Genomic DNA, 20,805 nt, shown 5'->3' with positions numbered 1-20,805 from the left:
ACAGATCGGTTTACACACAGGCTGTGTAAACCGATCTGTTTACATCGTCAAGGGCATTGGCTATAGGAATGCACCTCAATTGGAGCAGGGTAAGCTGAGATGCCTGGCACGGAGAGCAAGCGAGAGGAGATCGTCCGGCTGGCCTTCAGCCGGTTTTACGATGGCGGTTTTCACGCGACCGGCGTCGACACCATTCTCGCTGAAAGCGGCATTTCGAAGCGCACGCTCTACAAATACTTCCCATCGAAGGAAGATCTGATCGAAGCCGTGTTGGACTTCTATGGCGAGGACATTATTCGGGAGCTATTCGATCCCCTGCCATCGAATGCCGATCCCCGCGAGCAGATATTGCGCTTTTTTGATATTCGCAGGGAGATGATGGAAAAGGAGCCAACCCGTGGATGTCTGGGGATTAAGGCCAGCCAGGAATTTTCTGGAAAGAATGCTGAGATCGCCAGACATGGTGCGAAGGCTCCCCGGCGGGTTGAGGAGCGCTTCACCACACTCTGTATAGCTGCCGGATACAAGCGGGCAGGTGATCTAGGGCGCCAGATCAATATACTCTTCCAAGGCGCCCTTCTTCTGGCTCAAGTATTCAATGAAGTCGCCCCCTTCGTGGCGGCGAAAGAGGCCGTAAAGGTGCTGCTCGACAGGACCGAGTAGGAAAGGAATCGACCTGATGCCCAAGCTCAGCATTGCCGATAGCCGCATTCGATGAGCTGGGGAAAATGGCCGGCGAGAATAAGCGTTGAGCCGAGAAAGCTGACGTCTTCACCGTCGAAGCACCGTCACCCTCATGATCGGAGATCCGTTCGTCCGTGGGGTTTCTGGTGTCGGTGTGTCGGGCTAGCAGATCGGGCCGCCATCATCGCAGCAAAACACCTAAAAAATGGATCGCACGGCTGACGCCCCAGCCATGATGACCGCAAGCCCTGGAACTGCTGCGCGACATCATGGGCGGGACGACGCCGTCGGCGAATGAGTGGCCGCCCACGGCCGAGCCGGCTGCGCATGGACGTCGCCGAGGGGCGCGCGCGCACCGCACGCCCCAGGCTCACCGCCATCCGCGCCTTGCAGCAGGACGCACCGGAAAGTGTACACCGCCATTTCGCGATCGAAGCTGGCGGCACGCCGCCGCCGGCCGCGCCGGGTAGCGGCGTGCCGCACCTGCAGCTAGTCTACCCCTGCCCAGACCGCCCGGACATCGCGCACGACACGGCAAGACACGAAAAGGCACGACAGGATGCAGCACGAAACGCCCCTTCAGCCGCCTCTCTCGATGCCCCTCTGGCCGATGCAACGTGCCTACGCGGCCTTCCTGTTCGACATGGACGGCACGCTGCTCGACAGCATCGCCTCGGCCAACCGCGTCTGGAGCCGCTGGGCCGAAGGGCATGGATTGGCGCCGGATTCGGTGCTGAAAGTCCTGCACGGTGTCCGCGCGGTCGAAACGATCCGCCAGTTGAACCTGCCGGACATCGACCCCGAGCACGAGGCCGACCGCATCACCCAGGCCGAAATCGCGGATGCCGAGGGCACGATCGCCCTGCCGGGCGCCGACGCCTTCGTCCGCGCGCTGCCCACCGATCGCTGGGCGATCGTCACCTCGGCGCCCCGCGCGCTGGCCACGGTCCGGCTGCGCGCCGCCGGCCTGCCGATTCCGCCCGTCTTCATCACCGCCGACGACGTCGCGCGGGGCAAGCCGGCCCCGGACTGCTTCCTGCTGGCCGCCGGCATCCTGGGCGTCGCCGCCGAGGACTGCCTGGTCTGGGAGGATTCGCCCGCCGGTATCGCTGCGGCCGAGGGCGCCGGCGCCGGGGTCGTGGTCCTGACCGCCACCCATCGCCACAGGATGGAAACCCACCACCCCGCCATCGCGGATTATGTCCGCCTGGCCCACGGCCAGGACGAAACGGGCGCGCTGGGCCTGTTCATGCACCCATGACCTCCCGCCGATCGCCCGCGCCCCTCCCGCGCCGGCGATGATGCCGGCAGCGCCCGATTCCCCTTGACGATGTCGCCGGTTTCCTGGCGTACGGGGTGCCGGCAGTCCGCCCATCGGCAAAGGGCGGCGGCGCGGGGAGAGGGACGATTTGCGTATCCTGCTGATCGAGGATGATCCGGAATCCACCGCCTTCATCGCCCAGGGGCTGGGCGGCGAAGGCCACGCAATCGACGTCGCCGCCGACGGCCATGCCGGCCTGAAACGCGCCGCCGAGGACTGGGACCTGCTGATCGTCGACCGCATGCTGCCGGGCCTCGACGGATTGTCGATCGTGCGCCGGCTGCGCGCCACCGGCCTCCAGGCCCCCGTCCTGTTCCTGACCACGATGGACGGCATCGATGACCGGGTGGCCGGATTGCGGGCCGGCGGCGACGATTACCTGGTCAAACCCTTCGCACTGGTCGAACTGGCGGCCCGCGTCGGCGCGCTGGGCCGGCGCGCCGCCCGCGGCCCGCGCGAAACCGTGCTGCGGGTCGCCGACCTGGAAATCGACCTGCTGACCCGCACCGCCTCCCGCGCCGGCAAGGCGATCGACCTGCAGCCGCGCGAACTCAAGCTGCTCGAAATCCTGATGCGTCATGCCGGCCAGGTCCTGACGCGGGCGATGTTGATGGAACTGGTCTGGGATTTTCATTTCGACCCGCTGACCAACCTGGTCGAAAGCCATATCAGCCGCCTGCGCGGCAAGGTCGATCGCGGCCATGTCGAACTGATCCACACCGTCCGCGGCGCCGGATACTGCCTGCGCGCGCCCGATCCCGTTGCCGGTTAGCGCGCCCGCTGGATCGCGGCGCGGCTGGCGGCTGTGGCGCACGACCGTCTTCCGCCTCACCCTGGCCTACGCCGCGTTCTTCGCCCTGGCGGGGATGGCGCTGCTCGTCGTCATCCTGTGGTCGGCGACCGGCTTCATGACGCGGCAGGTCGATGCCTCGATCGCCGCCGAGATGGCCGAGGTGATGGCCGATGCCGCCGACCCGGCGCTCCACGGCGATCCGTACAAGACGGTCATCGACTCCCTGGCCCGCCGCTCGCCGGCATTCCAGTACCTTCTGCAATCGGCCGACGGCAAACCGCTGGCCGGCAACATGCACGCGCTGCGCCCGGTGCCCGGGATCCGGCTGATGCTGCGCGACCATCGCCTGGGCCATGAAAATAATCCCGAACCGACCGTCCTCCACGGCCAGGGCCGCGTCCTGCCCGACGGACGCTTCCTGTTCGTCGGACTGAACGTCTACTCGGTCGCCGAAATGCGCCAGTCCCTCGCCCGCGCCTTCCTCTGGTGCCTGGGGCCGATCCTCGCGCTGGGGCTCGTCTCCGGCTTTCTGCTCAGCATGAGCATGGCCCGCAAGGTCGAACGGATCAGCGTGGCCAGCCGCGCGATCATGGATGGCGACCTGTCGCAGCGCATCGCGCGCGGCGGCGGCGGCGACGAATTCGACCATCTCGCCGACAGCCTCAACGCCATGCTCGACCGCATCGCCACCCTGATGCTGAACCTGTCGCAGGTCACCAACGACATCGCCCACGATCTGCGCACGCCCCTGACCCGCCTGCGGCAGAAGCTTGAACTGGCCGAACGCGACGACCTGACCCGCGACGCCCTGCGCGAGGCGCTGGCCGGCGCCGGCGGCGAGCTGGACCGCATCCTGTCCACCTTCTCCGCCCTGCTGCGTATCGCCCAGATCGAGGCCGGCAGCCGGCGCGCGGGCTTCACCGCGCTCGACCTGCGCCCGCTGCTTCAAACCTTGCACGAAGCCTACGCCCCCGTCGCCGAGGAAGGCGGCCAGACCATGACGTTCCAGCCCGGCCCCCTCCCCCTGCCGGTCCAGGGCGATCCCGAATTGCTGACCCAGCTCGTGGCCAACCTGATCGAAAACGCGATCACCCATGCCGGCCCCGGCGCGGCACTCGCCCTCGACGCGGGGCGCACCGGCGAACGGGTCCACATCACCGTCAGCGACACCGGGCCGGGCATTCCCGCCGGCCTGCGGCAGAAGGTCCTGCAACGTTTCTTCCGGCTGGAATCCAGCCGCACGACGCCGGGCAACGGCCTGGGCCTCAGCCTGGTCGCCGCGATCGCCGGGCTGCACGATGCCGAACTCACGCTGGACGATAACCACCCCGGCCTGCGCTGCACCCTGACCTTCGCCGCGGCCGTCCGAAGCACTCTGTAAAAATCCCGAACACGTCGGCGTGAAACGGCAGCAACGCCGTTGCGCCCTCCCCCCGGCAGGCGCATACAGCTTCACATCGAAAGTCCTTTCTTTCGATATGAAAGATGATCGCGCCATGTCGATCGGTACCCGAAGCACGGTCCTGCAACGCCGCCTGCACATCGCCGAACGGATCCGGCAGCAGGGACAGGTGCGGGTCGACGCGCTCGCCCGCGAATGCGGCATCTCCACGGTCACCATCCGCGCCGACCTCGCCTATCTCGAGGACCAGGGCCTGGCCATCCGCACCAGCGGCGGCGCACGCGCGACCGGCGCCGTCCGCCACGGCGCGCGCGACGCGCAATGCCCGCTCTCGACGCCGCAGCACCGCGCCATGGCCATGATCGCGGCGCGGCTGGCGCGGCCGCCCATGACCGTACTGCTGGGTCCGGGCACGCTGCCGGCCCTGCTGCCGCCCTATCTGCCGCCCGCGCCCGACCTGAACATCGTCGTGACGTCGCTCGACGCGCTGCCCGCCGCCCGCCAGCATGGCGGCGGACAGGTGCATCTGCTGGGCGGCCAGTGCCACCCCGACCGGCCGGACATCGACGGACCGGCCGCCATCCGCGCGCTGGCGCTGCACGACATCGACCTGTTCGTCCTGGAAACCGCCTGGATCGCCCGGACCGGCCTGGCCCTGCACGCCAACGCCTCGCTCCCGCTGCACCAGGCCGCGGCCAGGGCCGCGCGCGCCACCGCGTCCCTGCTCGACGCCGGCCGGCACGGCGCCTCCACCCCGCCATGCGCCGTGCTGCTCCAGGCCACCGATTTCCTGATCACCGCGGACCGGCCGGACACGCCCTCCCCATTTCTGCTCGCCGATCTGGGCTTCGCGCCCGCCCCGCCATCCGGCGACCCGGCACGGCTCTACGCACGATCGCGCGCCAGGTCCGCTGACGCAGCCCGCCCGCCCAGCACGCGTAAAGACACCCAAGACGTTGGAGCCCCCGTGACATGAGATCCGACACGGCCCCGCGCCCGGCCCCGGCGGACATGACGGGAATGACGGACATGATCGTGACCATCGGCGAGACCCTCGCCGAGATCATGGCCGAACAGACCGGCCACGGCTTCCGCGAACCGATGGCCCTGCGCGGCCCCTATCCCTCGGGCGCGCCGGCGATCTTCATCGACCAGGTGGCGCGGCTCGGCCATCCGGCGGGGCTGGTTTCCTGCGTCGGCAACGATGATTTCGGCATGCTGAACATCGAGCGGCTGCGGCGCGACGGCGTCGACGTCTCGGCGATCCGCGTCGCCCCCGACCAGGCCACGGGCACCGCGTTCGTCCGCTACCGGCCGGATGGCGAGCGCGATTTCGTCTATAATATCCGCCATTCCGCCTGCGGCCTGGTCAGCCTGACCGACCAGGCGCTCGGCCTGCTGGACCGCGCGCGCCACCTGCATGTCATGGGCTCGTCCCTCTTTTCCTTCCGCATCATCGATGAGGTCGCGACGGCGCTGAAACATATCAGGCAACGCGGCGGCACCTTGTCTTTCGATCCCAATATCCGCAAGGAAATGCTCGATATTCCGGAAATGCGCGCGGCGATGGAAATGATGCTGCAGCATTGCGACATCTTCCTGCCCAGCGGCCCGGAACTGATGATGCTGACCGACGCGAAGACCGAGGACGAGGCGGTGCGGGAAATCCTCGGCGCCGGCGTGTCCGAAATCGTCGTCAAGCGCGGCGCCCGGGGCGCCAGCTATTACGGCCGTGGCGAAACGCTGCACCTGCCCGCCTGCCCGGCGCAGGAAATCGACCCGACCGGCGCCGGCGACTGCTTCGGCGCCACCTTCGTAACCTGCCGCCTGCAAGGCCGCGCCCCGCGCGACAGCCTCCGCTACGCCAACGCCGCCGGCGCCCGCGCGGTGACGGTCCGCGGCCCGATGGAAGGGGTTTCGACCTTCGCCGAACTGGATGCCGTACTCGCCCACGGCGCCGGAGCCGCGGCATGACTCCGGAAACCGCCGCCACAAGCGACGGCCCGCTGGCCGCCCTGCGCCCGCTGCGCGACCAGGATCATCCGCGCGGGATCGTCTCGGTCTGCTCGGCCCACCCGATGGTGATCGAGGCCGCCTTGCGCCATGCCCGCGCCCGGGGCACCCACGCGCTGATCGAGGCCACCTGCAACCAGGTCAACCAGGATGGCGGCTATACCGGCATGACGCCGGCCGATTTCCGCGATTTCGTCTTCGCCATCGCCGGCCGGATCGGACTGCCGCCGGCGCGGATCATCCTGGGCGGCGACCATCTCGGCCCCAACCCGTGGCGGCACCTGCCGCCCGACGACGCCATGGCCCGGGCCGGCGACATGATCGCCGCCTATGTCCGGGCCGGATTCCGCAAGCTGCATCTCGACGCCAGCATGGGCTGCCGGGGAGAGCCCGCGCACCTGCCCGACGCGATCGTCGCCCAGCGCGCCGCCCGCCTGGCCGCGCGCGCCGAAACCCAGGGCCAGGTCACGCCGGGCCGCATCACGCCGGGCCAAACCGGACCGCTCTATGTCATCGGCACCGAAATCCCGACGCCGGGCGGCGCGACCGAGGCGCTGGACCATCTGGCCCCGACCGCCCCCGACGCCGCGCTGGCCACCTGGCGGATCCACCAGGCCGCCTTCGCCCAACACGCGCCCGCCGCCTGGTCCCGGGTGCTGGGCCTCGTCGTGCAACCGGGGGTGGAATTCGGCCATGACGACGTCGCGATCTACCGGCCCGACCGCGCCCGGGCCCTGTCGGCCACGCTGGACCACATGCCCGGCCTGGTGTTCGAGGCCCATTCGACCGACTACCAGCCGGACGCCGCGCTGGCCTCACTGGTGCGGGATGGTTTCGCCATCCTCAAGGTCGGCCCCGAACTGACCTTCGCGCTGCGTGAGGCACTGTACGGCCTGGATGCGATGTCGGGCTTCCTGCACCCTGGCGCGCCGTCGCTGCGCGATACGATGGAGCGCCTCATGCTGGCCGCTCCCGCCCATTGGGCCGGCCATTATCCCGGCGCTCCGGACGCCCAGCACCTGCTGCGCCATTTCAGCTACAGCGATCGTATCCGGTATTACTGGCCGACGGCCGAGGCCGGGGCCGCGGTACAGGCGTTGCGCGCACGCCTGTCATCCGCCCCCCTGCCCCCCACCCTGGTCAGCCAGTACCTGCCGCGCCTGTACGATCGCGTCCGATCCGGCGCCCTGCCGGCCACCCCCGACGCTCTGCTGCTTCAGGCGGTCGGGGACGTCCTGGATCGCTACGGCCATGCCGCCGGCGATCCCCCAGCCAAGGAAGAAAGACAATAAAAATGGCCAACCCCAAGCCATTGGCGGGCAAGACCGCACTGATCACCGGGGCCGCGCGCGGCATCGGCAAGGCGATCGCCGCGCGCTATGCCCAGGAAGGCGCGCATGTCGTCATCGGCGATCTCAACGGCGACGGCGCCGCCGCGACGGCCGCCGCCCTGGACGACGGACATCCCAGCGACGGACAGCCCGGCGGCGGACATTCCGGCATCGCGCTGGACGTCACCCGCCAGGACTCGATCGACGCGGCGATCGCCCATGTCGTCGCCCGCCACGGGCGGCTCGACATCCTGGTCAACAATGCCGGGATCTTCGACCTGGCCCCCACGGTCGAGATCACGCGCGACAGCTACCGGCGGGTCTTCGCGGTGAATGTCGAGGGATTGCTGTTCACCCTGCAGGCCGCCGCCCGCCAGATGATCGCGCAAGGCAAGGACGGTGAAGGCCAGGGCGGTAAAGGCAAGGGCGGTAAAGGCAAGGGCGGCAAGATCATCAACTTCGCCTCCCAGGCCGGCCGGCGCGGCGAGGCCCTGGTCGCCGTCTATTGCGCGTCCAAGGCCGCCGTGATCTCGATCACCCAGAGCACCGGCCTCGACCTGATCAAATACGGCATTAACGTCAACGCCATCGCCCCCGGCGTGGTGGACAACGAGCATTGGGACGACGTGGACCGCCGCTTCGCGCAATACGAACATCTGCAGCCCGGCGAGAAGAAGCGCATGGTCGGCGCCGCCGTGCCGTTCGGCCGCATGGCCCGGCCCGAGGAAATCGCGGGCCTCGCGGTGTTCCTCGCCTCGCCCGATGCCGACTATATCGTCGCGCAGACCTACAATATCGATGGCGGCAACTGGATGAGCTGACCGCCGTTCTTCTTCCGCGCGTTCCCGACGACAACAAGAAAAACAAGAAAAGAAAAATGACGACAGACATGAAAAAGCCGGTCCTGCGGACCCTCGCCCTCCTCGCCGGCGGGGCCGCCTCCCTGGTCGCCGTCTCCCTGGCCGGCCTCGCCACGGCCCGCGCCGACACGACCCTGACCATCGCCACGGTCAACAACGTGCAGATGATCGAAATGCGCAAATTGTCGCATGTGTTCGAAACCGCCCATCCCGACATCCACCTGCAATGGGTCACGCTCGAGGAAAATGTCCTGCGCCAGCGCGTGACGACCGACATCGCGACCCATGCCGGCCAGTTCGACATTCTGACCATCGGCAATTACGAGGTTCCGCTCTGGGCGAAACTGGGCTGGCTGGACAAGTTCGACAACCTGCCCGCCGCATACGACGCGGGCGACATCATCGCGGCCGTGCGCGACAGCATCAGCTACCAGGGACAGCTCTACGCCCTGCCCTTCTATGCCGAAAGCGCGATGACCCTGTACCGCAAGGACCTGTTCGCCAAGGCCGGGATCACCATGCCCGCCGCCCCGACCTATGACCAGATCCGCGACTTCGCCGCCAAGACCACGGACAAGGCCGCCGGCATCTACGGCATCTGCCTGCGCGGCAAGCCCGGCTGGGGCGAGAACATGGCCTATGTCACCACCCTGGTCACGGCCTTCGGCGGCCAGTATTTCGACCGGGACTGGAAGGCCACGATCGATACGCCGGCCTGGCATGACGCGCTGGCCTATTATACCGGCGTCATGACCAAATACGGCCCGCCCGGCGCCAGCGCCAACGGGTTCAACGAAAACCTCTCCCTGTTCGTCACCGGCCATTGCGCCATGTGGATCGACGCCACCAGCGCCGCCGGCACCGTGTTCGACAAGAAGCAGAGCAGCGTGGCCGACCAGGTCGGTTTCGCCGCCATGCCGACCGGCGTCTTCAAGGGCGGCCCGACCTGGCTGTGGTCATGGAACCTGGCGATCCCGGCGACCTCGACCCATGCCGATGCCGCGCGCACCTTCATCGAATGGGCGACGTCCAAGGAGTATGTGCAGCTCGTCGCCAAGACCGACGGGTGGGTGAACATCCCTCCAGGCACCCGTACTTCGTCCTACCAGTCGCCGGAATACCAGAAGGTCGCGCCGTTCTCGGACTTCGTCCTCCAGGCGATCGAACACTCCAACCCGTCCGGTCAGACCGCGCAGCCCCGCCCCTATGTCGGCGCGCAATTCGTCGATATCGCGCCCTTCCAGGGCATCGGCACCCAGATCGGCCAGATCGTGGCCGCCATGCTCACCGGCGCGACCAGCCTCGATGGCGGGCTGAAATCCGCCAACGCCATCGCCAATCGCGCGATGCGCCAGGCCGGCTACCAGAAATGACCTCCAGCCGGACCTGATCCAACAGGACCGGGATCCAACAGGACCGGGCGGCATGCCGCCCGGTCCGCCTCGCCTACCAGACCGTGAATCCGGCATCGACATTGACGACCGCCCCGGTCATCAGGCTGGCGGCATCCGACGCCAGGAACTGCACCACCGACGCCACCTCGTCCGGCTGCCCCACCCGATGCATCGGCGTCCCCTCCAGCCAGGCGTCGTACAGGCGCGGATTCTCCATGCCGAAGCGCGTCAGCGTCGTCTCGATATAGGTCGGCGCCACCGCATTCACCCGTATGCCGCGCGTCGCCCACTCCGCCGCCAGCGAGCGGGTATATTGATGCACCCCGGCCTTCGACGCGTTATAGGCCGCCTGCTCCTGCGGCTTGTTGACGATCTGCCCGGACATCGACCCGATATTGACGATCGCGCCGCCCCCCTGCTCCAGCATGATCCGCCCGAAGGTCCGGCAGCAGCGAAAGATGCCGTTCAGGTTGATGTCCACCTGCTTCAGCCATTGCGCATCGGTCATGTCCTCGGCCCTGACCTCGGAAATGCAGATCCCGGCATTGCAGACCAGGATATCCACATGTCCCTCCTCCGCCTTCAGCCGGGCGGCCAGCGCGTCCACGCTTTCGGTGCTGGTCACGTCCAGCGTCGCCCCCGCGACATCCAGCCCCCCGGCCCGCAATTCGGCGGCGGCGCCTTCCGCCAGCCGGCCGTCCAGGTCGGCGATGATCACCCGCGCGCCGAATTCCGCCAGCGCCGTCACGCAGGCCAGGCCGATATTCTGCGCGCCGCCCGTCACCACCGCCGTGCGGCCGTCCAGGCGCAACTTTTGCGTGTACATACGATCCGATTCCTCTCGATATCCGCCCTCAGGACCCGACCAGCAACGGGTGCGCCGCCGAATGATCCAGCGCCATGCCGTCGGCGTCGAACAGGTGGCAATGTTCCGGGTCGGGGGCGACGCTGACCGGCGTGTCGGGCCTGTCGGCATTGTCGCCGCCGGTCTGCACCACGATCTGCGTCCCGTCGGACAGGCGCACATGCAGCAGGGTGGCCGCCCCCAGCCGCTCGCTGATCTCCACCAGCCCCTGCGTGGTGCCGCCGTCATGCAGGCCGACATGCTCGGGCCGCACCCCCAGCGTGACGCTGGCCCCCGTCTCCAGCGCCGTGCCGTCCATCGGCAGGACCACGGTCAGCGGCCCGGTCGTCACCGTGATCTCCCGGTCCGACCGCGCCACCACGCGCGCCGGCAGCAAATTCATCGCCGGCGATCCCATGAACTGCGCGACGAACAGGTTGCGCGGGCGGTGATACAGCTCCAGCGGCGTGCCGATCTGCTCGACCACCCCCTTGCGCAGCACCACGATCCGGTCGGCCATCGTCATCGCCTCGACCTGGTCATGCGTCACATAGATGGTTGTCGCCCCCAGCCGGCGATGCAGGGTGGCCAGTTCCACGCGCATCTGCCCGCGCAGCGCCGCATCCAGGTTGGACAGCGGCTCGTCGAACAGAAAGACCTTGGGGTTGCGCACGATCGCCCGCCCGATCGCCACGCGCTGCCGCTGGCCGCCGGATAACTGCCCCGGCTTGTGGTTCAGATAGGGCTCCAGTTGCAGGATCCGCGCGACGTCGGCGATGCGGTGCCGCCGCTCGGCCTCCGGCATGCCGGCCAGGCGCAGCGAGAATTCCATGTTCCGGTACACATTCATGTGCGGATACAGCGCATAGGACTGGAACACCATCGCCAGCCCCCGCTCGGCCGGCCCCATGTCGTTCACCCGCGCGCCGTCGATCAGCAGGTCCCCCGCGCTGATCTCCTCCAGCCCCGCGATCATGCGCAGCAGGGTCGATTTGCCGCAGCCTGACGGCCCGACGAAGACCACGAATTCCCGGTCCCGGATCGTCATCGAGACCCCTTTGATGATCTCCTCGTCCGAATAGGTCTTGCGGACGTCCCGCAACTCCACTGTCGCCATGACACCCCCCGTTCTTGTTGTTTTTATTGAATGATCCGGCTACTTCACCGCGCCGAAGGTCAGCCCCCGGACCAGTTGCTTCTGGCTCAGCCAGCCGAACACCAGGATCGGCGCCACCGCCAGCGTCGACGCCGCCGACAATTTGCCGAAGAACAGCCCCTCGGGCGACGAGAAGGACGCGATGAAGGTCGGCAGCGGCGCCGCCGACGAGGATGTCAGATTCAGCGACCAGAACGCCTCGTTCCAGCACAGGATCATCGACAGCAGGCCGGTCGAGGCGATCCCCGGCAGGGCCAGCGGCAGCAGCACCTGGGTGATCTCCTGCCAGCGCGTGGCGCCGTCCATCCGCCCGGCCTCCAGGATCGGCACCGGCACCTCGCGGAAGAAGGTGTACAGCATCCAGACCATGATCGGCAGGTTGGTCAGCACATAGATCACCACCAGCCCGGTACGGGTATCCAGCAGTCCCGTATTGCGCGCCAGCAGATAGATCGGCACCAGCACGCCGACCGAGGGCAGCATGCGGGTGGACAGCATCCACAGCAGCGTGCCGCGCGTGCGCGGCCCGGGATGAAAGGCCATGGCATAGGCCGCCGGAATCGCCAGCAGCAGGACCACGATCGTGGCCAGCACGGAAATGGCGATGCTGTTTGCCGCGAAATGCCAGTAATTCTCCTGCGCGAACACCTCGCGATAGCTGGCCAGGGTCGGGTGGAAGATCAGTTGCGGCGGGGTCGAGATCGCATCGGCCTCGCTCTTGAAGCCGGTCAGCCCCATCCACAGGATGGGAAAGAAGACCCACAGCGCCACGGCCCAGGCCAGGGCGCCGATGGCCGCGCGCTTCACTCTCGCATGACGGGCAGGCATGGCGTCAGGTCTCCAGGTTGCGGGCGACGGCGCGCAGCAGGAACGCCGCCACGATATTGGCGATCACGATGGCCACCACGCCCCCCGCCGAGGCGCCGCCCACATCGAATTGCAGCAGCGCGCGGGAATAGATCAAGAAGGCCAGGTTGGTCGACGCTACCCCCGGCCCGCCGGCCGTGGTGACCGCGATCTCGGCGAACACCGCCAGCAGGAAGATCGTCTCGATCATGATGACGACCGTGATCGCCCGCGCCAGGTGCGGCAGGATGATGAAGCGGAATTGCGCCAGCGGCCCCGCGCCGTCCATCCGTGCGGCCTCCTTCTGTTCCGAGTCCAGCGACTGGATCGCCGTCAGCAGGATCAGGATCGCAAAAGGCAGCCATTCCCACGCCACGATCATCACCAGCGTCGCCAGCGGATAGTTCGACAGCCAGTCCACCGGGGTCAGCCCGACCGCCCGCATCATGGCGGAATAGACGCCATAGATCGGATGCAGCATAAGGTTCTTCCACAGCAGGGCGGACACGGTCGGCATGATGAAGAAGGGCGAGATCACCAGCACCCGCGCCACCCCGCGCCCCAGGAACGCCTGGTCGAACAGCACGGCCAGCACGGTCCCCAGCCCCACGGTGATCGCCAGTACCCCACCGACCAAAATCGCAGTATTCAAAAGCGCAGTCAGGAAATCCGGATCGGTCAGCAAATACCAATAATTATTGACACCCGAAAATCCATGCAGCGTCGGATCCACCAGGTTGTAATTACGTGTCGAATACCACAACGTCATCGCCAGAGGAACCAGCGACCACACCAGAAGAAGCACAACAGCCGGCGACAGCAACATGCCGGCACCATGCCTCTTCCTGCCCAACGCCCGCCCCCGCAGGTTCATGACGAACCCGACACGCCTCACGGCTCCATCCATGATCCGCTCCCCAAAACCAACTTTCCACTACTTTCCCATGATCCGCCGATAATCCATCTGATCCCTGTACATCCGCCTGAAGACCTCCAGCTTCGCCTCATGAAACGCCCGCGTCGCCCCATCCGGCCGCACCTCCGCTCCCACCCGACTCATCGCCGCCATCGCCACGCCGATCGACGGATACACATCCCCCGCCACCGCCCCCAGAATGGCGCTCCCCAGCAAGACGGCATCCGGTTCCTCGGGCAGCAAAATCCGGCACCCCGTGGCATTGGCATGCTCCCGGACGAACACCGGGTTCCTGGTCCCGCCGCCGGTCGCCAAAATCGTGTCGATCGCATAGCCCTGCCGATTCAGGGCCTCGATAATGTCGCGCGTGCCGTACGCCAGCCCCTGGATGGTCGCCAGATAGAGCCGCGCCAGATCCTCCTCGCTCGCGGACAGGGTCAATCCGCTGATCATCCCGCGCAGGTCCGGATCGGCATGCGGCGAGCGGTTGCCGTGAAAATCCGGCATGACGTGCAAGTCGCGCGTTTGCGCGCCCGCCGGCCCCGCGCCGTCCATCATGGCCAGAATGCCGTTCAGTACCTGATAGACCGTCCGATCATCTTCCTCGGCCCGCCGGCGCAGCGCGTCGGATACCGGATGCGTGGCAATGATGAAATCGACCAAGCTGCCGGTCGCGGACTGCCCCGCTTCATTCAGCCACATGCCCGGCACCATGGCATCGAAATAGGGGCCCCAGATTCCGGGCACGAAACGCGCATCCGGCGATACCGTCATATGGCAGCTCGATGTTCCGCCGATCAGCGCGAGGCGGCGATCGAACGAAGCAGCCCCGCCGGCCTGCGGCGCAGCGCCGATAAGCCCGATGCCGCCCGCATGTGCGTCGATCGCCGATACGGCGATGGGAATCCCCCGGGAAAGGCCCAGTTCTTCGGCCGCTTCCGCGCACAAGCCGGCTCCGACACGGCCGCCCAGGGGGCGGATATCGGTGCCGATGCGGCGATAGGCCTCGTCGACCAGCACGCCCAGCCCGATGGACCGGAAATAGGAGTCATCCCACCGGTCCTGATGCGCCAGATAGGTCCATTTGCAGACAGTCGAACAGCGCGAGCGCGAATCGGCGCCCGTCGCACGCCAGGTCAGGAAATCAGGCAGATCGAAAAAATAGCCCGCGCGGTCGAATTGGTCAGGAAGATTCCTTTTTATCCACAATAATTTCGGCGTTTCCATCTCGGGCGAGATCACGCCGCCGACATAACGTAACACGTCGAAGGATCTGGAATTGATTTCCGCCGCCTCGGCAAGGGCACGATGGTCCATCCACAGAATCACGTCCTGGCCGGGCGTCCCGTCCATGTCGACGGACAGAGGCGCGCCGTCGCGATCCAGCATTACCAGCGAGCAGGTCGCGTCGAACCCGATACCGCGCACATTCAAAGGCCCTGCGACATTCTGCCTGGCCGCCGCGATCGCCGCGGCGACGCTGTCACACACGGCCTGCCAGATATCGATCGAGGATTGCTGCACGTGTCTCGGGCGCGGATGCCATGTCCGTGTCGACTTGCTGCCCGCACCGAGCTTCCGGCCATCGGTGGTGAAAATCCCGGCACGGGCACTGCCGGTACCGACATCGACCCCTAGTACGACATCCATGTCCGAGGTACTCGTTTTTATTATTTTTTATGACCCTATCGGGTGCGCCGCCAAACCGCAATATATGCAGGAATAACGGTGGAGTGATGAAAGGAAATCGATCACTTCCGGCATGCGCCGGCCTGATCGGCATAGACGGACGGCCCCCGCCTTCCCCCATCCGTGACGGATGGGGGAAGGCGGCAATGGGGCTTCAAAGCTTGACGGTGGACGCCTGGTAAATTTCGTCTATCGCCGCTGCCAGTGTCGCGTCGAACACCTCTTCGCTCATCGTATATTTCAGATCGTCGACCAATGCGCGCGAGAAGCTGGCGATCATGCCGTGATTGGCCGACAGGCGCCTGCACGCGTCGGCCCGCGTATAACCGCCCGATAACGCGACGACGCGCTGCACGCGCGAATGCGTCATCAGATCCAGATAGAGATCCGGTTTTTCGGGAATCGTCAGCTTCAACATGACCGGATAACTGCCAGGCAGCGCGTCCAGGCCCCTTGTCAGTTCTTCCAGCAGAATCGCTTCGGCGCCCGCCTTATCGGGGCTCTTGATCAGGACCTCCGGCTCCAGGATGGGGACGAGGCCGTGGGCTGCGATCTGCTCGGCCAGATCGAATTGCTGCTTCGCAATCGCGGCGATGCCTTCGCGATCCGGCAGATTGATGACCGAGCGTTCCTTGGTGCCGTACACGCCCAGCTTCACCGCACGGGCAAGCAGGTTGTCCAGACCGGGGATTGGCTTCATCAGGCTGACGCCGTTCCGTTCGGGCTCCAACCCCTTGTCGACTTTCAGAAACGGCACGATCCCCCGATCTTCCCAGAGGAAGCTGGGGACGGGCTTGCCTTCCGCCAAGCCGTCCATCGTACGCTCGAACAGGATGGCCGCGATGACCTTGTCCCCGCTGAAAGACGGCGCCGTCATGATACGCACGCGCATCTCGTGCATCAGCCGGAACATTTCCTCTTCGCCGTCATAAGCGCTGTCGGGGATGCCGTAATGGCGCAGAGCGCCGGGGGTCGAGCCGCCGCTTTGGTCGAGAGCGGCGATAAAACCCGGTTTTTTCGCCATTTGCGCCGTCATTCCATCATTGGACATGATATTCCCTTCCCGGTGGGTTTGGCGGCATGATTGACGGGCAGGGCCGGAAATTCAATCCTGAAACCGCCTGTCCGACGACGCCGATCACCGAAAGATGATGCATTCCGCCGGACAGGGCGGCCGTCCGCCGCTGTGTCGGTCCGCCGCGGCCCGCGATTCCGTTTGAACGGAATCTGCCCTATGTCTCGGCCCCGTGCGGATCTTCGTGGCGCGGCCAGATGGCGCGCGTCAGCTTGCGGTATCGCGTCCTTCGCGGATCGGACGGATAATGGGTGCCGGCATCGACGTATAGAATTTCAGCGGCGATCGGCTTGAACGCCGCGTGGAAATGATTTGTCGATTTCACCAGCAGATAGCGCTTGGCGGCGATATCGATATCCAGGCCGGCGAATATATCTGGGTCGAAAGCCTGGGTACGGTTGGTGTTCAGGATGATGTCGATGTGCGTGCCGGCCGGTCGCACCACCGCGCTTGCGCCCAGCGGTACCCGGCTGGCGCCGAAACTCTGCCAGGCTTCGGCTACGACACGCCGCACGATCACGTCGGCATCAATCGGTTCTCCGGCGCCGGGACCGCTTTTGCCTCCAAACCGCAAGGCGATCCGCGCGCCCTCGCCCGCGGCCAGGCAGAACATGACCGCGATCGGATCCCAGATCGTCCCGACCGCGATGTCGTCCATCCCGGCCTTCATCATCGCATCGAGTATCAATGTGCCGTCGCCCGCCACGCCGCCGCCGGGATTGTCCCATATGTCGGCCAGCACCACAGGCGCGCCGGCGGTCGCGGCGGCCCCGGCGGCACGGACCAATGCCGGCCCGATCCCCAGTTTCGGCATACTGGTCGTACCGCGCATGGCGAACAGGGCGTTGCCCGTTTCCCGGGCCAGCCGCTTGCCGCGTTCCGGCGCATTGTCGGTGACGATCGCGATCCGCGTCCCCAGTTCGGGCACGTCGCCCGCCAGAAAGCCGTGAATGATCGAGGCGCTGAGGATCCGATCCTGGCCTTCCAACGCGCGCAGGCGGTCGACGAAGCCGCGCATCGGCTGCTGGCTGGTCGGCAGGACGTCGATCATCCGGCAGTCGAACGTGGATATGACCGGCCGGATTTCGCGCCGGGCCGCCCGCAGCACCAGATCCACGGCCTGTTCGGCGCGCGCGACGAAATCCGTGTGCGGAAATTCCAGGAAGGCGTTCAGGATATCGAGATTCTCCACGCGTTTCGGAGTCAGGTGACTATGCGGATCGAAGGTCGCGCCGATCACCGTGTCCGGCCCGGCGATCGCACGTGCGCGCGCGATCAGGTCGCCCTCGCAATCGTCCTCGCCTTGCGCCACCATGGCGCCATGCAGCCCCAGCACGACCGCATTTACCGGCAATGCGGCACGCAACTGCGCCAATATCTCGTCGCGCAGGCTTTCGAACGTCTCGCGCTGCACCAGGCCGCCCGGCTCGGCCCATGTTGCGGTCCCTTCGATCAATGTGAATCCGTCCCGCCGCGCCCGATCGCGCAGGACCGGAAAGACGGCCGAGCACAAGGTGGGGGTTGGCGGATGCGCCCCCGGCGGCGCATAGAAGGCGGACAGGAAACTCGACCGATCGGTGGGTATCGGCGAGAACGTATTGGTTTCAGTCGCCAGGGACGCGACAAACACCCGCATGATATGACCCCGTCAGGTTCCCGTGTGATTTCGGATTTACAGGCCTAGAGCGGACGATAGGCGACAACTTCGATCTCGACCGCGATATCGATCATCAATTTGGCCTCGACGGTCGTGCGGGCCGGTGGCTCGGACGGAAACCAGGCGGCATAAGCCTGGTTGAAAGCATCGAAATCCTTCGCGTCGCTGAGAATGGCGAAGGTCTTGACGACGTCGGTCATCGCGCATCCGGCCAGTTGCAATGCGGAGGCGATGTTCTCCATCACCGCATGCGTCTGTTCGATCACGCCGCCGGCAACGATCTTGCCATCCCGGACCGGGACCTGGCCGGAAACAAAGACAAAATCACCCGCACGCACTGCCGGGGAGAGGGGAACATGGGCCGCCCCGAATATTTTCTTGACCATTGGCTTGTCCTGTTTCACTGGCGTCAGAATCAGGTCACGCATCCGCGCGCAGCGACGGTTACGGCGTCGACGACGCGATCACCGGATACGACATAGACCTTGTCGAACAGGTTGCTGACGACGCAGGCATGATTGGGCACGATGCGGACCCGGTCGCCGATCCGCGGCAGGCCGCCGCCGCGCAGGATACCGTGCTCTTCGCTGAGTCCGGTGAGCGTCGCGTCGGGACAGGACAGGACATGGCCGAACCCGTCCATGCCCAGCAGATCGCTGGTCAGGGTTTTGGTGCCAGCGTCGATGATGGCGCGGTTCGGCGTTGGTTTGCTGACAATGGTGGAGAGAACGGTCAGCGCGCATTCGTCGAGCCGGGCCGCGCCGGCGGCGACCTGCGAGCGGTCCATGTAGATATAAGTACCGGGTCGGTATTCCGTCAGGCCGGGAAGCGTGTGCGCGCGCCACAGGTCCGGGGTGCCGCCGGCGGAGACGACCGGCAGGGGGATGCCTACGGCGTCGAAGCGTGCCGAGGCGACGGCGAGCCATTCGGCCGCAAGGGCGGTCTTGCCGGCAGCCGGATAGGTCATCACGCCGCCGAACCGCGCCCCGGTGCCGCCGTCGAGCATTTGCGCCAGTGCCACGGCTTCGTCCGGGGTCTGGACGCCGCAGCGGCCGCCGCCGGTGTCGCATTCGATCAGGATGTCGAATTGTACGTTGGCGGCGCGGGCCGTGCGGAGATAGCCGGCGATGGTGTGGGCGCTGTCGGCGGCGACGGTCAGTTTCACGCGGCGGGCCAGGGCGGCGAGGCGAGCGAGTTTGTCGAAGCCGATGATGTTGTAGCTGACCAGGATGTCGTCGAGGCCGGCGTCGGCCATGATCTCGGCTTCGCCGAGTTTCTGGCAGGTGATGCCGCGGGCGCCGGCGGCGACCTGCATGTGGGCGAAAGTTGGGATTTTATGTGTTTTGACGTGAGGGCGCAGGGCGAAGCCGTGTGAGTTGGCATAATCCTGCGCCCGGCGGATGTTGGCGGTGACGCGGTCGATATCGATCAGGACGCAGGGCGTCGGCAGGGTGGCGAAGGGCATCGTCGTCTCCTGGTCTGTGTAACTCATTGTTATATATTACATATCATGGCGGCGGCCAGGGCCATGAGGGAAATCAGCGTCTCGATGCAGGACCAGGTCAGCAGGGTCTGGCCGACCGAGAGGCCCAGATATTCCTTGACCTGCCAGAAGACAGGGTCGGTGACCGGCCCGAAGGCGACCGATCCGGCGCCGGTGGCCAGGACGAGGGCCTCGGGCGCCGCGAGGCCGGCCTGATGCGCCAGGGGGGCGAGGATGCCGGCGGCGGTGCTCATCGCCACGGTGGCCGAGCCGGTGGCCAGACGGATGATCGCCGCCAGCCCCCAGGCCAGCAGCAGCACGGGCATGTGCATCCGCAGGGCCAGCGCGGTCAGCACCCCCGAGATGCCGGAATCGATCAGGGCGCGGCCGAAGCCGCCGCCGGCGCCGACCAGCAGCACGACGAAGGCGATCGGCGCCAGGCAGTCATGCAGATGGCGGGCCAGGTCGCGCCCGCCCATGCCCCGCGCGGTGCCCAGGGCGACGCAGGCGAAGAGCGTGGAGAGAACCAGCGCGATATCGGTGCTGCCGGCGAAATCGGCAAGCCAGCGTCCGCCGGCGCCGGGCAGCAGGCGGGCGGCAAGCATGCCGCCCAGGATCAGCAGGACGGGCATCAGCACGGCCAGCAGGCTGAGGCCGAAGGGCGGCAGGCGGTCGGTCGCGCGTTCGAGGAACTGGGCCTCGAGCGTGCTGACGCCGGTCACGCGCAGGCGCGGGACGACCAGGGCCGCGAAGAGCGGGCCGGCGACGATCGCGGCCGGCACCATGGCCATGGCCCCCAGCAGGACCATGCGGGGCACGCCGGCGCCATAGGCCTGGATGGCCAGCATGATCGCCGGATGCGGCGGCATGAGCGCGTGCGCGGCCGACAGGCTGGCGGCCAGGGGCAGCGCCGCCAGCAGGATCGGCTGTCCGGCCGCCCGTGCCGCGACGAAGGCCAGCGGGGCCAGCAGCACGAACCCGACATCGAAGAAGACCGGAAGCCCCACCGCGAGCCCGACCGTCATCATCGCCCAATGGATGTTGCGCGGCCCGAAGCGCGCGACCAGGGTGCGGGCGATGCGTTCGGCGGCGCCGGTTTCGGACACGATGCGGCCCAGCATCGTGCCGAAGGCGATGACGAAGGCGATATGCCCCAGCGCGTGGCCCGCGCCGGCTTCGAACGAGGCGACGCCGGCCGAGGGCATCCGCCCGGTCGCGACGGCCACCAGCACCGCCACGCCGAACAGCACCATGATCGGTTCCAGCCGGAAGCGGGCGATCAGGACGATGACCGCCAGGATCGCCAGCGCGCCGACGGCGACGACGAGGGGTGCGCTCATT

General features: G+C 66.8%; 19 protein-coding genes. 9 read left to right on the top strand and 10 right to left on the bottom strand.

Translation table 11 applies throughout. From position 1 onward, the window contains the following. Nucleotides 1–99 precede the first annotated feature (99 nt). From AAC691_RS17880 to AAC691_RS17840, 9 genes are all read left to right on the top strand, one after another. Nucleotides 100–663: a TetR/AcrR family transcriptional regulator gene (locus tag AAC691_RS17880; protein ID WP_342627917.1), complete on the top strand. Its 564-nt coding sequence runs from the start codon at nucleotides 100–102 to the stop codon at nucleotides 661–663. A gap of 580 nt (nucleotides 664–1,243) precedes the next feature. Beyond that, on the top strand, nucleotides 1,244–1,945 hold the full coding sequence (locus tag AAC691_RS17875) for an HAD-IA family hydrolase (RefSeq protein ID WP_342627916.1): 702 nt from the start codon (nucleotides 1,244–1,246) through the stop codon (nucleotides 1,943–1,945). Between the two features lie 148 nt (nucleotides 1,946–2,093). After that, nucleotides 2,094–2,777, top strand: a complete 684-nt coding sequence (locus AAC691_RS17870) for a response regulator transcription factor (protein ID WP_342627915.1) — start codon at nucleotides 2,094–2,096, stop codon at nucleotides 2,775–2,777. Beyond that, nucleotides 2,767–4,179, top strand: a complete 1,413-nt coding sequence (locus AAC691_RS17865) for a HAMP domain-containing sensor histidine kinase (RefSeq protein ID WP_342627914.1) — start codon at nucleotides 2,767–2,769, stop codon at nucleotides 4,177–4,179. Before AAC691_RS17870 ends, AAC691_RS17865 begins: the two co-directional genes overlap by 11 nt. 115 nt (nucleotides 4,180–4,294) lie before the next feature. After that, complete coding sequence (locus AAC691_RS17860) at nucleotides 4,295–5,176, top strand: DeoR family transcriptional regulator (protein WP_342627913.1); 882 nt, start codon at nucleotides 4,295–4,297, stop codon at nucleotides 5,174–5,176. Then, complete coding sequence (locus AAC691_RS17855) at nucleotides 5,173–6,174, top strand: sugar kinase (protein WP_342627912.1); 1,002 nt, start codon at nucleotides 5,173–5,175, stop codon at nucleotides 6,172–6,174. Before AAC691_RS17860 ends, AAC691_RS17855 begins: the two co-directional genes overlap by 4 nt. Further along, nucleotides 6,171–7,505 (top strand): D-tagatose-bisphosphate aldolase, class II, non-catalytic subunit, encoded by a 1,335-nt coding sequence (locus AAC691_RS17850; RefSeq protein ID WP_342627911.1) that lies wholly within the window; start codon nucleotides 6,171–6,173, stop codon nucleotides 7,503–7,505. The genes AAC691_RS17855 and AAC691_RS17850 overlap by 4 nt, the downstream gene beginning before the upstream one ends. A gap of 2 nt (nucleotides 7,506–7,507) precedes the next feature. Next, complete coding sequence (locus AAC691_RS17845; protein WP_342627910.1) at nucleotides 7,508–8,365, top strand: SDR family oxidoreductase; 858 nt, start codon at nucleotides 7,508–7,510, stop codon at nucleotides 8,363–8,365. A 68-nt stretch (nucleotides 8,366–8,433) separates the two neighbouring features. Continuing rightward, nucleotides 8,434–9,777: a sugar ABC transporter substrate-binding protein gene (locus AAC691_RS17840; protein WP_342627909.1), complete on the top strand. Its 1,344-nt coding sequence runs from the start codon at nucleotides 8,434–8,436 to the stop codon at nucleotides 9,775–9,777. A 73-nt stretch (nucleotides 9,778–9,850) separates the two neighbouring features. Here the strand turns inward: AAC691_RS17840 and AAC691_RS17835 are convergent, their stop codons facing one another. The 10 genes from AAC691_RS17835 to AAC691_RS17790 form a co-directional block, all read right to left on the bottom strand. Further along, nucleotides 9,851–10,624 carry an SDR family NAD(P)-dependent oxidoreductase gene (locus tag AAC691_RS17835; protein ID WP_323989843.1) on the bottom strand — a complete coding sequence of 258 codons (774 nt, stop codon included), beginning with the start codon at nucleotides 10,622–10,624 and terminating at the stop codon, nucleotides 9,851–9,853. A 28-nt stretch (nucleotides 10,625–10,652) separates the two neighbouring features. After that, the gene (locus AAC691_RS17830) at nucleotides 10,653–11,759 is read right to left on the bottom strand and encodes a sn-glycerol-3-phosphate ABC transporter ATP-binding protein UgpC (protein WP_342627908.1); all 1,107 of its coding nucleotides are present in this window, start codon (nucleotides 11,757–11,759) and stop codon (nucleotides 10,653–10,655) included. 39 nt (nucleotides 11,760–11,798) lie between these two features. Next, on the bottom strand, nucleotides 11,799–12,626 hold the full coding sequence (locus tag AAC691_RS17825) for a carbohydrate ABC transporter permease (protein ID WP_176639238.1): 828 nt from the start codon (nucleotides 12,624–12,626) through the stop codon (nucleotides 11,799–11,801). Between the two features lie 4 nt (nucleotides 12,627–12,630). Beyond that, complete coding sequence (locus AAC691_RS17820; protein ID WP_342630265.1) at nucleotides 12,631–13,518, bottom strand: sugar ABC transporter permease; 888 nt, start codon at nucleotides 13,516–13,518, stop codon at nucleotides 12,631–12,633. A gap of 60 nt (nucleotides 13,519–13,578) precedes the next feature. Beyond that, nucleotides 13,579–15,210 carry an FGGY-family carbohydrate kinase gene (locus tag AAC691_RS17815; RefSeq protein ID WP_342627907.1) on the bottom strand — a complete coding sequence of 544 codons (1,632 nt, stop codon included), beginning with the start codon at nucleotides 15,208–15,210 and terminating at the stop codon, nucleotides 13,579–13,581. Nucleotides 15,211–15,403: 193 nt separating this feature from the next. Continuing rightward, on the bottom strand, nucleotides 15,404–16,300 hold the full coding sequence (locus AAC691_RS17810) for a fructose bisphosphate aldolase (RefSeq protein ID WP_342627906.1): 897 nt from the start codon (nucleotides 16,298–16,300) through the stop codon (nucleotides 15,404–15,406). Nucleotides 16,301–16,481: 181 nt separating this feature from the next. Continuing rightward, complete coding sequence (locus tag AAC691_RS17805) at nucleotides 16,482–17,960, bottom strand: M81 family metallopeptidase (protein ID WP_342627905.1); 1,479 nt, start codon at nucleotides 17,958–17,960, stop codon at nucleotides 16,482–16,484. 44 nt (nucleotides 17,961–18,004) lie between these two features. After that, complete coding sequence (locus AAC691_RS17800) at nucleotides 18,005–18,409, bottom strand: RidA family protein (protein ID WP_342627904.1); 405 nt, start codon at nucleotides 18,407–18,409, stop codon at nucleotides 18,005–18,007. Beyond that, nucleotides 18,397–19,446, bottom strand: coding sequence for a D-TA family PLP-dependent enzyme (locus AAC691_RS17795; protein WP_342627903.1), 1,050 nt, complete (start codon nucleotides 19,444–19,446; stop codon nucleotides 18,397–18,399). The genes AAC691_RS17800 and AAC691_RS17795 overlap by 13 nt, the downstream gene beginning before the upstream one ends. A gap of 29 nt (nucleotides 19,447–19,475) precedes the next feature. Beyond that, nucleotides 19,476–20,804, bottom strand: coding sequence for a gluconate:H+ symporter (locus AAC691_RS17790; protein ID WP_342627902.1), 1,329 nt, complete (start codon nucleotides 20,802–20,804; stop codon nucleotides 19,476–19,478). Between the last annotated feature and the right edge of the window lies 1 nt (nucleotide 20,805).

The organism is Nguyenibacter vanlangensis (genome assembly GCF_038719015.1).
In the GTDB taxonomy this organism is placed as follows: Bacteria; Pseudomonadota; Alphaproteobacteria; order Acetobacterales; family Acetobacteraceae; genus Gluconacetobacter; species Gluconacetobacter vanlangensis.
The sequence above is the reverse complement of the archived record's forward strand: the minus strand, read 5'-3'. Positions and strand labels throughout refer to the sequence as shown.